Source organism: Kitasatospora viridis (genome assembly GCF_007829815.1).
Taxonomy (GTDB): Bacteria; Actinomycetota; Actinomycetes; order Streptomycetales; family Streptomycetaceae; genus Kitasatospora; species Kitasatospora viridis.
Genome location: NZ_VIWT01000001.1, coordinates 718160 through 731956, shown reverse-complemented (window position 1 = coordinate 731956; position 13797 = coordinate 718160). Strand labels below are relative to the sequence as shown.

Annotated in this window: 9 protein-coding genes; 3 read left to right on the top strand and 6 right to left on the bottom strand. The window is 74.5% G+C overall.

Translation table 11 applies throughout. The features are described 5' to 3' along the window. Positions 1-36 precede the first annotated feature (36 nt). The 3 genes from FHX73_RS03355 to FHX73_RS03345 all read left to right on the top strand — a co-directional run bounded on the left by FHX73_RS03355 (position 37) and on the right by FHX73_RS03345 (position 2090). A complete protein-coding gene (locus tag FHX73_RS03355) occupies positions 37-474 on the top strand; it encodes a hypothetical protein (RefSeq protein ID WP_145903194.1) in 438 nt (145 codons plus the stop codon). An 89-nt stretch (positions 475-563) separates the two neighbouring features. Further along, positions 564-1496: a hypothetical protein gene (locus FHX73_RS03350; RefSeq protein WP_145903193.1), complete on the top strand. Its 933-nt coding sequence runs from the start codon at positions 564-566 to the stop codon at positions 1494-1496. A gap of 90 nt (positions 1497-1586) precedes the next feature. Then, complete coding sequence (locus tag FHX73_RS03345; RefSeq protein ID WP_145903192.1) at positions 1587-2090, top strand: GNAT family N-acetyltransferase; 504 nt, start codon at positions 1587-1589, stop codon at positions 2088-2090. Between the two features lie 29 nt (positions 2091-2119). Here FHX73_RS03345 and FHX73_RS03340 read toward each other — a convergent pair whose 3' ends face one another. Genes FHX73_RS03340 through FHX73_RS03315 form a run of 6 tightly spaced genes read right to left on the bottom strand, consistent with a single transcriptional unit; the run spans position 2120 to position 13796 of the window. Then, positions 2120-2986: a TIGR03621 family F420-dependent LLM class oxidoreductase gene (locus tag FHX73_RS03340; protein ID WP_145903191.1), complete on the bottom strand. Its 867-nt coding sequence runs from the start codon at positions 2984-2986 to the stop codon at positions 2120-2122. After that, complete coding sequence (locus tag FHX73_RS03335) at positions 2986-5901, bottom strand: condensation domain-containing protein (protein WP_170304821.1); 2916 nt, start codon at positions 5899-5901, stop codon at positions 2986-2988. The genes FHX73_RS03340 and FHX73_RS03335 overlap by 1 nt, the downstream gene beginning before the upstream one ends. Before the next feature lie 25 nt (positions 5902-5926). Then, a complete protein-coding gene (locus FHX73_RS03330) occupies positions 5927-7720 on the bottom strand; it encodes an amino acid adenylation domain-containing protein (protein ID WP_145903189.1) in 1794 nt (597 codons plus the stop codon). 36 nt (positions 7721-7756) lie between these two features. After that, positions 7757-8548 carry a thioesterase II family protein gene (locus FHX73_RS03325; protein WP_246213328.1) on the bottom strand — a complete coding sequence of 264 codons (792 nt, stop codon included), beginning with the start codon at positions 8546-8548 and terminating at the stop codon, positions 7757-7759. Continuing rightward, positions 8545-11655: a non-ribosomal peptide synthetase gene (locus FHX73_RS03320; RefSeq protein WP_145903188.1), complete on the bottom strand. Its 3111-nt coding sequence runs from the start codon at positions 11653-11655 to the stop codon at positions 8545-8547. The genes FHX73_RS03325 and FHX73_RS03320 overlap by 4 nt, the downstream gene beginning before the upstream one ends. Continuing rightward, complete coding sequence (locus FHX73_RS03315; protein WP_145903187.1) at positions 11652-13796, bottom strand: beta-ketoacyl synthase N-terminal-like domain-containing protein; 2145 nt, start codon at positions 13794-13796, stop codon at positions 11652-11654. Before FHX73_RS03315 ends, FHX73_RS03320 begins: the two co-directional genes overlap by 4 nt. Position 13797 lies beyond the last annotated feature (1 nt).

Genomic DNA, 13797 nt, shown 5'->3' with positions numbered 1-13797 from the left:
GGGCCTCAAAGCGCTTCCCCTGCAAGGAGTTCCAGCGTGTCCTTCTTCTCCAAGACCGGCCTCGTCGCCGCCGCCGCGGCCATCGCCGTCAGCCTCAGCTCCGGCGCGGCCTTCGCGGCCGACATCACCGACAACACGGCCAACTGCAACGACACCGACGGTGGCGGCGGCGACGCCTGTCTGTACTACAACTCGAACCTGGGCGGTGCGCGCGACGCCGACCCGAACGCCAACAACTACGGCACGACCTACACCTTCAAGGCCTACTACGGCGGCACCAACGGCGCCGGCCAGTACGTCAAGAACAACGCGGCGTCGGTCTACAACTCGACCTCCTGCTTCGACCTGCACATCTGGTTCAACTCGAACCAGGCCGGTGCGATGCAGACCATCGGCGACAACGACTGGGCGAACCTCAACGCCACGCTGAAGAACAACAACGCGTCGCAGTCCTGGACCTCCGTGCCCTGCTGAGACCGGAATCCTGGTGCGGCTCTGCTCCGGTACGACGGAGCAGGGCCGCGCAGCCGTTCAGCCACCGCCCGAAGACAGGAACCGCCCGCATGCGCACCGCCCTCGCCGCCGCCCCGATCGCCGCCGCCACCGTCCTCCTGCTGACCGCCTGCTCCGGCGCCGGCCCCAAGGGCGTGGGTACCGGGCCGGTCAAGGTCACCGCCACACCCACCATCGCCGCCGTGGCCGACCGGACGCTGCCGATCGAGGCCTACCTGCTCAACGGGCAGCAGACGGCGGTGATCGACAACGCCGTGGGCATCCTCGAAACCAGCTGCATGGCGCGCTTCGGCTTCGACTACCACCCCAAGCCGGTGGATCCCAACAGCCCGGTCACCCAGCTGGCGCGCCGCTACGGCAGCACCGACGCCTCCGTGGTGGCCTCCCTCGGCTACCACTCCCCGCAGACCTTCAACGTGACCAAGTCGGCGGGGCCCACGCTGACCGACCAGGAGCGCCACGTGCTCCTCGGCGCCCCTCCCACGCCCGGACCCGGGCCCAGCGCCGCGCCCGCGCCCGCTCCGGCGCAGAGCGTGAACGGGCAGCCGGTTCCCCAGGGCGGATGCAACGGCGAGGCCACCGCCAAGGTGAACCCGGCACCGGACCGCGCGGCGGCGGAACTGGCCGACCAGATCAACCTGGGCGACTTCCAGCGCTCCCTGACCGACCCTCAGGTGACGGCCGTGTTCGCCGCCTGGTCGGCCTGCATGAAGAGCAAGGGCTACACCTACGCGACGCCGGTGAACGCGATCAACGACCCTGCCTGGGCGACCGACGCACCCACCAAGACGGAGATCGACACGGCGACCGCCGACCTCGACTGCAAGACCCGCAACAACGTGGTCGGTGTCTGGTACGCGGTGGAGTCCGCCATGGAGAACCACGACATCGCGGCCAAGACCGGCACGCTGCAGAAGCTCAAGGACGGCTACCAGGCCGCACTGAAGCGCGCGGCCCAGATCTCCACCGGTGGGGGAGCGTGACCCCGGCAGGCACCGCACCGTGACCCCGGCAGGCACCGCGCGGGGAAACCCAGGGGACCGGGCGCCCGCACGGTGCTACGGTCGGGCGCCATGAGCTGGCTACCCGACGACTTCGTCCACCCCGTCCTGGTACCGCTGCCGGGCGGGCGCCACCACCTGCGGCCGATCCGGGAGGCGGACACCCCGCTCGACTACCCGGCGGTGATGGGCTCGCGCGAGCGGCTGTGGAGCATCTTCGGCCCGGCCTGGGGCTGGCCCGCCGCCACCATGAGCTACCAGGCCGACCAGGCCGACCTGTTGCGGCACGAGCGGGAGATCGCCGCGCACCAGTCCTTCAACTACGCGCTGTTCGACGCGGCCGAGACGGCCCTGCTCGGCTGCGTCTACATCGACCCGCCGGAGAAGGCCGGCGCGGACGGCGAGGTCTCCTGGTGGGTGGTGGACGAGCTGGTCGGCGGCGAGGTCGAGCAGGCCCTGGACGCCCTGGTGCCGCAGTGGATCGCCGCCGACTGGCCGTTCGAGCGGCCGCGCCTCATCGGCCGGGAGATCTCCTGGGCGAGCTGGCTCGCCCTCCCGGACCACCCCGGCGCATGAGCCCGCCCTGAGCCCGCTCTGACGGCGCCTCAGCCGCGCGCCGACCCCAGCAGCCCGATCACCGGGGCGAACGCCGCCAGGTACCGCTCCTGCACGCACACGTACGAGAAGCCGAACCGCTCGCGCCGCTCCAGCAGCGTCTCGGCCATCTGCGCCGGCGTGCCGATCAGGAGCGTGGGCAGCTGAAGGATCTGTTCGGCCGTCAGGTAGGGCATGCGGCTGCGCATGGCCTTCGCGGTCGCCGCGCGGTCGTCGGTGGCGATGACGGACTGGACGAGGGTGTTGCGCTCGACCTGGCTGTCGCGTTCGCCGGCTCGCTCGGCGAAGAAGGCGACCCGCTCGTCCATCGCCTCCGCCGTGATCATGCGCAGCGTGCCGCGGGCGGAGCCGGGGGTCAGGGTGGCGCCGCTGAAGGAGACGGTGTCCGCGTGCTCGGCGGCGAGTCCGAGCACCCGGTCGCCGTTGCCGCCGACCATCAGCGGGGTGGGGACGGCGAGGGTGCGCAGCGCGGCGAGGGTGTCGGCGAGGCGGGTGACCCGGGTGCCGGCGGTGCCCCAGTCGAGGCCGGCGGTCTCGAACTCGGCGCGCACGTAGCCGGTGCCGAGGCCGGCCTCGACCCGGCCGCCGGTGAGCTCGTGGGCGGTGAGCAGGTCGCGGGCGAGCAGGACGGGGTTCCAGAAGGCGGAGTTGAGCACGAAGGTGGTCAGCTGGACGCGTTCGGTGACGGCGGCCGCGGCCATCATCGCGATGAACGGCGAGTGCACGCCCAGGTGGTCGGGCACGGCGATCACGTCGTAGCCCGACTGCTCGGCGGTGCGGCAGGTTTCGCGCCAGGACGAAACTCCGGGCGTCGGAACCAGGTTGACGCCGAAGCGGAACGGACGGAGCGTCGTCATCAGCTCTCCTCGGGCGCACGGTGGCCGAACACCGGCTCGTCGCCCAGGTCGTGGAAGTGGTTGAGCAGGCGGGCCAGGTCCTCGGCCAAGGCGGCGGCGCCGGGCTCCAGGTAGCCGCCCCGGTAGGCGAGGGTGCCGAGCAGGCGCTCGCCGTGGCTCCCGAAGGTCACGGTCAGGCCGAACTTGTTGGCGCCCTCGTCCCGCAGCTCGTGGTCGAGCGAGACGAGGTCCGCGTCGCCGAGCGCGGTCGACCAGCCCGTGGTGCCGACGCTGTTGAGCAGGCAGTCCAGGTAGGGCGTGCGGCCCGCGGTGCGGGCCGGGCGCAACCGGCGCACCAACTCGTCGAAGGGCGCGCTGCGGTGGTCGAAGGCGTCGAGCACCCGCTCCCGGGTCTCCCGCAGCAGCTCGCCGACGGTCGTGCCGGGGGCGCACTGCGAGCGGAGCACCACGGTGTTGAGGCAGGGCCCGAGCACCTCGGCGAAGTCGCCGCCCGCCCGGTCGGCGAGCGGGACGCCGAAGGTCAAGTCGCTCTGCCCTGACCAGCGGTGCAGGGTGGCGGCCAGCGCGGTCGCCAGGATGGTGAACTGCGAGACCTGGGCGTCGCGCAGGCGCTCGGCGAGGTCGGCGGCGAGCGGCAGCGCGACCGTGCCGGACGGCGCGCCAGGGGTGAGGCGCTCGGGCCCCACCGTGCTCGGCGCACCGGCCAGCGCGGCGGCCCGGTGCTCCACGTCGGCGGCGGCCAACTCCCGTCCGGCGCCAGACTGCTGGGACTGCACCAGCTCGCGGTACTGCGGGGCCGGCGGCAGCTGCTCGGCCCGGTAGCAGCGGTCCAGCTCGCGCAGCAGCAGCGGCACCGACTCGCCGTCGAGCACCAGGTGGTGGACGCAGAGCGCGAGGACCTGCTCGCCGTCCGCCCCGGTGCCGAGCGCCGCCGCGATCAGTCGGCCGTCGGCCGGGCGGAAGTCGGCCGCGGCCTGCTCGAACCACTGCGCGGGCCCGCCGTTGAACGTGGCCGGCTCCGGCTGCCAGGGCGCCCCGATCTCCTGGACCAGCCGGCCGTCCCGGTCGACGAACCGGGTGCGCAGGATCTCGTGCCGCTCGGTGAGGCGGGCCAGCGCGGCCCGCAGCCGGGCCGGGTCGACGGCGCCGCGCACCCGCCAGGAGAGCGGGATGTGGTAGCGCGCGTGCGCCGGGTCGAGGCGCTCGGCGAGCCAGATGGCCTCCTGGAACCGGCTGGCCGGGAAGGTGTCGCCCGCCGTGACTCCCGCGCCGTCGCCCTGCTCGGACCGCGGAACCGGGCTCGCCTGTGCCGCGCGGCGCCGCGCGTCGTCCACCATCGACGCCACCTCGCCGAGGCTCGGGCGCTCGAACAGGTTGCGCACCGTCAGCTTCACCCCCAGCCGCTCCTTGAGCCGGGCGAGCAGCGGGGGCGCGAGCAGCGAGTGCCCGCCGATCCCGAAGAACGTGTCCTCGGGCGCCAGGTCCGGCACGCGCAGCACCTCGGTCCAGACCGCGGCGACCGCCGCCAGCGTCTCCGGCGAGGCGGCGGGCAGGCCGGGGAGCGCGACCCTGGCCGCCGCCTTCTGCCGGACGGCCACCTTCGGCAGCAGTGCCACCGCTTCCGCGAGCGTGCGCTCGGGCGCGGCGACCATGTCGGCCAGCACGCTCAGGTAGTCCCGGGCCAGCGCGGCCGTCCGCGCCTCGCCGACCGTGCCGTCCGCGTCCTTCCAGAGCATCCGGTTGCCGTCACTGCGCTCGTTGAGCATCACGGTGAGGCGGTAGTCCGGCACGTCCATCGCGTCGTGCATCCGCATCGAGCAGGTGCCGTGCTCGCCGGTCATCTTGAAGTCGAAGACGTCCAGTCCGCCGTCGACCCGGGAGTCCCAGTACTCGAAGACGACCTGGTGGGTCTGCTGCCGCCCGTCCGGCCCGAGCAGGCCGGCGCTGCGCAGGATCGAGGGCAGCGGCAGCGCGCCCTGCCGCAGGCCGTCCCGCACCGTGGTCCGCAGCTCGCGCAGCAGGTCGGTGTAGCGGTCCGTCGGCCGGATCCGCTGACGGAACGGCAGCACGTTCACGAAGAAGCCGACCCGGTGCTTCAACTCGGGGGCGTCCCGGCCGTGGTAGGGCGCCGAGACGACCAGGTCGGCGCTGCCGGTGTGGTGGTGCAGCGCGACGAAGAGCGCGCCGAGCGTCACGATGAAGTAGGTGGCCCGGTTCGCCCGGGCCAGCTCGCGCAACCGGCCGGTCAGCTCGGCGTCCACGGCCAGGCCCAGCGGTGCGTCGGCCCGGTCGGTACCGGTCGGCAGCGGCCGGGCCGCCGGCAGCGCGCCCAATGCCTCCCGCCAGTAGGCCCGCAGCGGCTCGCCCGACGCGCCGTCGGCGGCGGCCCGGGAGCGGCGGGCGTGCTCGGCGAGCGGCACCAGCGTTTCGGCGGGCGGCAGTTGCTCGCCCGCGTAGGCCCGGCGCAGGTCGTCCAGCAGCACCGGCGTCGAGGCGCCGTCGATGGTGATGTGGTGCACGGTGATCAGCAGCAGCGTCCAGTCCGGGCCGCTGAGCACCTCGAACCGCGCGAGCGGGCCGGCCGCCAGGTCGAACGGCACCCGGGCGGCGGCCAGCGCCTCCTCCCGGGAGCAGCGCAGCGTGCGCTCGATGACCGGGACGGACTGCGGCGACGTGCCGGACCAGTCCAGGTACACGTCCTCGTCCCGCCGGACCACCCGGCCCAGCAGGGCCGGGTGGCGCTCCAACAGCTGCGCCACGGCGGCCCGCAGGCGCGGCAGTTCGAGCTCGCCCTCGACCTCCAGGGCGATCGGGACCACGTGCTCCCACTTGGCGGGGTCGAACTGCCAGGTCACCCACATCGCCTCCTGGGTGACCGAGAGGGGTAGTGCGGTGTTCAGGGCGATGGTGTCCATCAGAGATCGTTCTCCTGGCATCGGATCAGCGCTTGGCGGACAGCAGGTCGGTCAACGCCCGCTTGTCGGTCTTCCCGGACGGGCTCAGCGGCAGCTCCGGCACCTCGACGAACCGGCCGGGCACCATGAAGCCGGGCAGCGCCGCTCGGGCGTGCGCGGCCAACTGCTGGGCGGCGCCCGGCTCCTGGGCGGTGAAGAAGGCCGCGAGCATCTTCTCGCCGACCTGGCTGGTGACCGGTACCACCACGAGGTCGCCGACCCCGGGCGCGGCCCGCAGCACCGTCTCGACCTCGCCGATCTCGATCCGGTAGCCGTTGATCTTCACCTGGTCGTCGGCGCGGCCCGCGTACTCCAGCACGCCGTCGGGGCGCACCAGCGCCAGGTCGCCGCTGCGGTAGTAGCGGCGCGGCGGGCGGCCGGGCAGGGTGAGCACGGGGTAGCGCTCGGCGGTGAGTTCGGGCCGGCCCAGGTAGCCGATCGCCAACTGCGGCCCGGCCAGGTGGATCTCGCCCAGCTCGCCGACGGCGGCCGGGCTGCCGTCGGCGGTCAGCACCGCGAGCTCGAAGCCGTCCAGCGCGGAGCCGATGTCGAGCCCCGGATCGGCGGCGCCCTCGGGCAGCGCGGTGCCCGGCGGCACGTCGATCTCGGCGGGCAGCAGGCGGCGGCCGGTGGCGAAGACGGTGGTCTCGGTGATGCCGTACATGTTGATGAACTCGGTTCCGGTGCCCAGCGCCTGGCGCCACTCGCGGACGGCGTCGACGTCCACCGCCTCGCCGCCGAAGATCACGTACCGCAGGTCGGGCAGCGGCGCGGTGCCGGGCAGGGTGGCGGTGCGGGAGAGGTGGCGGAAGACCGAGGGCACCTGGTTGAGCACGGTGACCCGCTCGGTGCGCAGCAGCGCGAGCAGCGCCTCCGGCGAGCGTGCCGCCTCGGCGGAGACCACCAGCAGGGTGCCGCCGTGGGCGAGGGCGCCCCAGATCTCCCAGACCGAGAAGTCGAAGCAGTAGGAGTGGAACAGCGTCCAGACGTCCTGCGGACCGGCCTGCACCAGCGGCTCGCAGGCCCGCAGCAGCGCCGTGACGTTGCGGTGCGAGACCTCGACGCCCTTGGGGGTGCCGCTGGAGCCGGAGGTGTAGATCACGTAGGCGGGGGCGTCCGGGTCGGTGGCGACCTCGGTGATCGCCGGGGCGTCGGCGGCCCACAGCTCGGGGTCGAGCACCAGGGTGCGCCGGCCCTCGGGCGCGGCCGCGGCGCTGTCTGCGTCGGTCAGCACCAGGTCCACGGCGGCGTCCTCGGCCATGTACCGCACCCGCTCGGCCGGGTAGGCCGGGTCCAGCGGCACGTAGGCGAGCCCGGCCTTCAGCACGGCCAGCACGGCCACCAGCACGGCGTTCCCGCGCCGCAGGTGCAGACCCACCCGGGAACCGACCCGGTCACCGACGCGGTCACCGACGCTGTCACCGCCCTGGGAGTCGGCCCCGCCGACTTCCCGGAGCAGCGCGGAGGCCAGCCGGTCGGAGCGCTCGTCGAGCTGGCGGTATGTCAGCTCCTCCTTGTCGTCCCGCACCGCCACCGCGTCCGGCCGCAGCGCGGCCTGCTCGCCGAAGAGCTGGTGCAGGCAGCGCGGGGCGCGGCGCAGCGAGAGCGGGCGCAGGTCGGTCCACACCTCCTTGACCTGGGCCAGGCAGGCGGCCTTGTCGCCGGTCACCCCGACGCCCTGCCAGCCCGCCGGGAGCTCGCGGCCCACCGGCCAGACGGAGTACTGCTCCTCGTGGTTGCGGACCACGAGGTACTGGCGGTCGTCGCCGTCCTCGAACATGTGCTGTCCTTCTGCTTCGTTGGGGGGCAGGGCCGGTCAGCCCAGCCGGGCGAGCTCCGCGCCGAGTTCGGCGAGGAGTTCGGCCCCGGCGGGCTCGGCGGGGAAGAAGTGGCCGCCGGGCAGCATCCGCAGCCGGAAGCCGGCGCCGGTGTGCTGGTGCCAGGCGGCGAGGCCGGCCTCGTCCACGGTGGGGTCGTCGAGGCCGCCGTAGACGGTGACGGGGATCGCCAGCGCCGGGCGCCGGCGGTGCCGGTAGCCGTAGTCGAGCGCGAAGTCGGCCCGGAGCGCGGGCAGTGCGAGGCGCAGCAGCTCGGGCTTGGCGAGCACGGCCTCGGGGGTGCCGCCGAGCGCCACCAGTACCTGGGCCAACTCCTCGTCCGGTAGCTGGTGGTAGGGCAGTCCGGCGCTGCCCCGCCAGGGCGCCTGGTGGCCGGCGGCGACCAGCGCGAGGGGCGCGTGCGGACCGGAGTCCCGCAGCCGGTCGGCCAGTTCGTAGCCGATCACCGAGCCGAGGCTGTGCCCGAAGAGCACGGTCGGCAGCGCCGGCTCGGCCAGCACCGCCGCGGCCAGCGCGTCGACCAGCGGCTCGAACTCGGTGTACGGCTGCTCGCGCAACCGGGCGCCGCGGCCGGGCAGTTGGACGGCGCAGACCTCGACCCGGGCGGGCAGCCGGGTGCCCCAGTCCCGGTACATCGCGGCCGCCGCCCCGGCGCCGGGCAGGCAGAGCAGCCGGACCCGGGCCGCGGGGCGCGGCTGGAAGCGCAGCAGCCAGCGGCCGTTCACCCGGTTCGCGCCCACCGGCCGGTCGGCCGTGCGGGCCTCGCTCACGCCGCCGTCTCCCGCCGCAGCCGCTCGGCCAGTTCGGCGATCGTGGGGTGGTGGAAGAGCAGGCTGACGGAGACGGTCAGCCCGGCCTCCCGGGCCCGGTGCACCACCTGGGTGCTCTTCAGCGAGTCGCCGCCGATCCCGAAGAAGTCGTCGTCCCGCCCGATCCCGGTCACGCCCAGCACCTCGCCCCAGATCCGGGCCAGGGTGCGCTCCAGCTCGTCCGCCGGCTCGGCGGCCTGCTCGACGGTGGCGTCGACCAGGGCGGCCGCGGTGGGCAGCGGCAGCGCGGCCCGGTCCACCTTGCCGCTCGCGGTGACCGGGAAGGCGGGCAGCACCATCAGGTGGGTCGGCACCATGTGCCGGGGCAACTGGTCGCGCAGCCGCTCGCGCAGCACCGCCGGGTCGGTGCCGGGCTCGCCGAGCAGCAGGTAGCCGGTGAGCGCGTCGCCGGTCAGCGCGACCACGGCGTCCCGCACCTCGGGCTGGGCCCGCAGCGCGTTCTCGATCTCGCCGGGCTCGATCCGGAAGCCGCGCAGCTTCAGCTGGTGGTCGTTGCGGCCGAGGAAGTCGATGGTGCCGTCGGCCTGCCAGCGGACCAGGTCGCCGGTGCGGTAGAGCCGGTCGCCCGGGCCGCCGAAGGGGTGCGGCACGAACCGGTCGGCGGTCAGGTCCGGGCGGCCCAGGTAGCCCCGGGCCAGCACCACGCCGCCGAGGTAGAGCTCCCCGGCCACGCCGACCGGCACCGGCCGCAGCTCGGCGTCCAGCACGTAGGTCTGCGCGCCGGGGATCGGGCGGCCGATCGGCGCCATCGCCTGCCGGCCGGGGCCCGGGCGGCAGTCCCACTCGGTGACCTCGATCGAGGCCTCGGTGGGCCCGTAGAAGTTGGTCAGCCGCACCGGCAGCCGGCTCAGGCAGCGCTCCACCAGCGGGGTGGGCAGCGCCTGCCCGCTGCACAGCACCCGCCGCAGCGTGCCGCACCGCTCCAGGTCGGGCTCGCCGAGGAAGGCCTCCAGCATCGGCGGCACGAAGTGCACGGTGGTGACCGCCTCGCGCTCGATCAGCTCGACCAGGTAGGCCGGGTCCCGGTGCCCGCCGGGGGCCGCCACCACCAGGGTGGCGCCCAGGGTGAGCGGCCAGAGCAGCTCCTGCACCGAGACGTCGAAGGTGTAGGGGGTCTTCTGCAGCACCCGGTCCTCGGGCGTCAGCTGCTGCGAGTCCTGCAGCGTGCGGACCCGGTTGGCCAGGCCGCGGTGCGGCACGCCGACCGCCTTGGGCTCACCGGTGGAGCCCGAGGTGTGGATCACGTAGGCCAGGTCGTCCGGGCTCACGGGGACCGGCTCGCCCGGGGTGAACGGGCCGGTCAGGGTGTCCACGGCGAGCACCGGCAGGCCCTGCGGGGCAACCGCACCGGCCAGTTCGGCGGTGGTGAGCAGCCCGGCGGCGCCGGAGCGCCCGAGCAGTCGGGCCAGCCGCTCCGGCGGGTCCTCCGGGGAGAGCGGCAGGTAGGCGCAGCCCGAGCGGAGCACGGCCAGGATCGCCGGCACCAGGTCGAGCCCGCGCGGCAGGCAGAGCGCCACCAGCGAGCCCGGCCGCACGCCCTGCTCGGCGAGCCGGGCGGCGATCCGCCCGGTCCGCTCGGCCAGTTCGAGGTAGCTCAGCCCGGTGCCCTCGAAGGCCACCGCGGTCCGCCCGGGCGTCAGCGCGATCTGACGGTCGATCAGCTCGTGCACCGGAACGTCCCACCGGTGCTCCGGCGCGCTGCGGCCCCACTCGCGCAGCACCTGTTCGGTCTGCCGGTCGTCCAGCAGCGGCAGGTCGGCCACCCGCTGCTGCGGGTCGGTCAGCGCGGCGTCCAGCAGGGTGCGGTACTGCTCGGCGAGCCGGGCCACCGTGGGCGCGTCGAAGAGCTCGGTGCGGTAGCGGAAGACGGCCAGCGCGCCGTCCCCGTGCGGGCGGATGTCCAGCCACAGGTCGGTGAAGACGGTCGGCGGCCGGACCGGCAGGAAGCCCACCGTGATGCCGGGCAACTCCGGTGCGGTCGCGTGCTGCTGGAGCGCGAACATCACCTGGAAGAGCGGGTCGTGACTGGGGGTGCGGTCCAGCTGGAGCTCCGTCACCACCTGCTCCAGCGGCACGCCCTGGTCGGCGAAGGCGGCCAGCGCGGTGCGGCGGGTGCGCAGCAGCAGCTCGGCGAAGGTGGGCTCGCCGGTCAGGTCCAGCCGCAGCGGCAGGGTGTTGACGAACATGCCGATCAGCGGCTCCACCGCCGAGGAGGTGCGGCCGGCCGCCGGGCTGCCGATCACCAGGTCCCGGGCGCCGGAGAGCCGGGAGAGCTGCACGGCGAACGCGGTGAGCAGGGTCATGAACGGGGTGGCCCGGTTGGCCCGCGCCGTGCTCAGTACCCGCTGCCACAACTCGGCGTCCAGCCGCAGCTCGTGGACGGCGCCGGCGAAGCCCTGCACGGCCGGGCGCGGGTGGGTGGTCGGCAGCTCCAGCACGGCGGGCGCGCCGGTCAGCCGCTCGCGCACCCGGGCCAGGGCCGCGCGTCCCTGCGGCCCCTCCAGTGCGGCCCGCTCGCGCTCGGCGTACTCGGCGAACTGCATCGGCAGCGGGTCGAGCCGGGTGCCGGCGTCCGGGTAGAGCGCGGACAGCTCCAGGTGGAAGCGGCCCATCGACCAGCCGTCGTTGATTGCGTGGTGGCAGACCACCGAGAACACGTGCTCCTGCTCGCCGAGGCGGTAGAGCGCGGTGCGCAGCAGCGGGCCGGTGGCCAGGTCGAACTCGTCCATGGTGTCCGCCTCGACCAGGGCGGCGGCCCGGGCGGCGCGCTGCTCGGCGGGCAGGCCGCGCAGGTCGGTCAGCGGCAGCTCGACCCGCAGCTCGGCGGCGATCCGCTGGCGGGGTTCGCCGTCCACCGCCGTGAAGGTGGTGCGCAGGACGTCGTGCCGGTCCACCACGGCCTGCAGCGCGCGGTGCAGGGCTGGCACGTCCAGCGGGCCGGTCAGGCGCAGCGCGGAGACCAGGTTGTAGGCGGTGTTGCCGCCGGTGAACTGGTCCAGGAACCAGAGCCGGCGCTGCGCGAAGGAGGCGGGTGCGGTGTCGCTCACTTGGTGGCCGCCGGATCGTCGCCGGTGTGCAGCAGGTCGAGCAACTCGTTGATCACGCCGGAGAGTTCACCGACCGTCGGAAAGTCGAAGACGGCCTCCAGCTCCGGGGCCACGCCGAACTCGTCCTCGATCAGCGAGATCAGCTGAACGGCCGTCAGCGAGTCGCCGCCCAGCTCGAAGAAGTCGCGCTCGGTCAGGCCCTCGGCCTCGCCGAGCACCTTGCCGAAGAGCAGGGCGAGCCGCTCCTCGACGCCGCCGATCGGCTCGTCGCCCTCGGACGCGACCGCCTGGACCTCGGGCGCGGCGGCCGCGAACGGCTCGGGCCGGACCAGCAGGTCGCGGCGCTCGAACGGGTAGGTCGGCAGCGGCACCCGGCGCCGGGGCGCGTCGCCGAGCAGCCGGTCCCAGTCGACCTCGGCGCCGCGCACCCAGTGCCGTCCCAACTCGTCCAGCAGCGCCGCGTGTTCGACGCCAGTGGTGGTCTCCAGGCGGGCGAGGACGTCGGCGAGCCCGGACGTCGGCTCGGCCGACTCCTGGGGCGCGTCCAGCGCATCGAGCGCGTCCAGCGCGTCCAGCGCCGCGACCGCCTCGGCCGTGGAGGTGCAGACCAGGTGACGGCGGTGCGCGAAGGCGTGCCGGCCGGTCTGCAGCGTCCAGGCCACCTCCGCGAGCGGCAGCCCGGGCTCGCGGCGCAGGTGCTCGGCCAGCCGGCGCGCGGCGGCGGCCAGCGCGGCCGGGGTGCGGGCCGAGAGCACCAGCAGCCGGCTGGCGTCGTCCGTGGCGGACTCCGGTGCGGCCGGCGCCTCTTCGAGCACCACGTGGGCGTTGGTGCCGCCGATGCCGAAGGAGCTGACCCCGGCCCGGCGCGGGCCCGCGGCCGCCGTCCACTCCCGGGCCTCGGTGTTCACCGTGAACGGGGTGGCGGCGAAGTCGATCGCCGGGTTGGGCGCGGTGAAGTTCAGCGTCGGCGGCACGGTGCGGTGCTCCAGCGCCAGCACGGCCTTGATCAGCCCGGCCACGCCGGCGGCGGTGTCGGTGTGGCCGATGTTGGTCTTCACCGAGCCGAGCAGCACCGAGCCGGCCGGCAGCGGCTCGCCGGAGCCGTCGTCGCCGCGGAAGGCCTGGGCCAGCGCGCCGACCTCGATCGGGTCGCCGACCGGGGTGCCGGTGCCGTGCGCCTCGACGTAGGAGATCGAGGCCGGCTCGGCCTCGGCCGCCAGGTGGGCCAGCCGGATCACCTCGGTCTGGCCGCCGACGCCCGGCGCGGTGAAGCCCGCGCGCTCGTGCCCGTCGTTGTTCACGGCCGAGCCGCGGATCACGGCGTGCACGTGGTCGCCGTCCTCCAGCGCGTCGGCCAGCCGCTTGAGCACCACCACGCCCGCGCCGTCGCCGCCCACGATGCCCTTGGCGTCCGCGGAGAAGGTGCGGCAGCGGCCGTCCGGGGACATCGTGCCGCCGGCCAGGTGCCGGTAGCCCGAGCGGGGCAGCCGCAGCGTCACGCCGCCGGCCAGCGCCACGTCGCAGTCGCCCGCCAGCAGCGCCCGGCCGGCCTCGTGCACGGCCACCAGCGAGGAGGAGCAGGCGGTCATCACGGCGATGCTGGGGCCGGTCAGGCCGAGCTTGTAGGAGACCCGGGTGGGCAGGTGCTCGGGGTCGTTGGAGATGGCCAGCGCCAGGTCGTCCAGCCCGGGGAAGCGGTCGGCCTGCTCGCGCACCAGCATCGGGTAGCCGTTGCGGCCGGCCCCCGCGTAGACGCCCACCGCTCCGGGCACGGCGCGCGGGTCGTAGCCGGCCCGTTCCAGCGCCTCCCAGGCGCACTCCAGGAAGATCCGGTGCTGCGGGTTGAGCAGGGTGGCGTCGCGGGTGGTGAACTGGAAGAACTCGGCGTCGAACTCGCCGACGCCGTCCAGCACCCCGTGCATCGGCACGTAGCGCGGGTCGTCGAGCGCGGCCGGGTCGTGGCCCCACTCGCGCAACTCCTCGGCGGTGAACGGGCGGATGCCGTCCCGGCCGGCCAGCAGGTTCGCCCAGTACTCCTCCGGCGTCGTCGCGCCGGGGAACCGGCAGGCGAGTCCGACGACGGCGAGGTGGGTGTCCGACGCGTCGCCGGCGTACTCGGTGGTGGCAGTGGTGCTGGTCAAC

Coding starts and splice junctions, on each gene's coding strand:
- FHX73_RS03350 (WP_145903193.1), top strand. CDS start 564: ATGCGCACCGCCCTCGCCGCCGCCCCGATCGCCGCCGCCACCGTCCTC.
- FHX73_RS03345 (WP_145903192.1), top strand. CDS start 1,587: ATGAGCTGGCTACCCGACGACTTCGTCCACCCCGTCCTGGTACCGCTG.
- FHX73_RS03340 (WP_145903191.1), bottom strand. CDS start 2,986: ATGACGACGCTCCGTCCGTTCCGCTTCGGCGTCAACCTGGTTCCGACG.
- FHX73_RS03335 (WP_170304821.1), bottom strand. CDS start 5,901: ATGGACACCATCGCCCTGAACACCGCACTACCCCTCTCGGTCACCCAG.
- FHX73_RS03330 (WP_145903189.1), bottom strand. CDS start 7,720: ATGTTCGAGGACGGCGACGACCGCCAGTACCTCGTGGTCCGCAACCAC.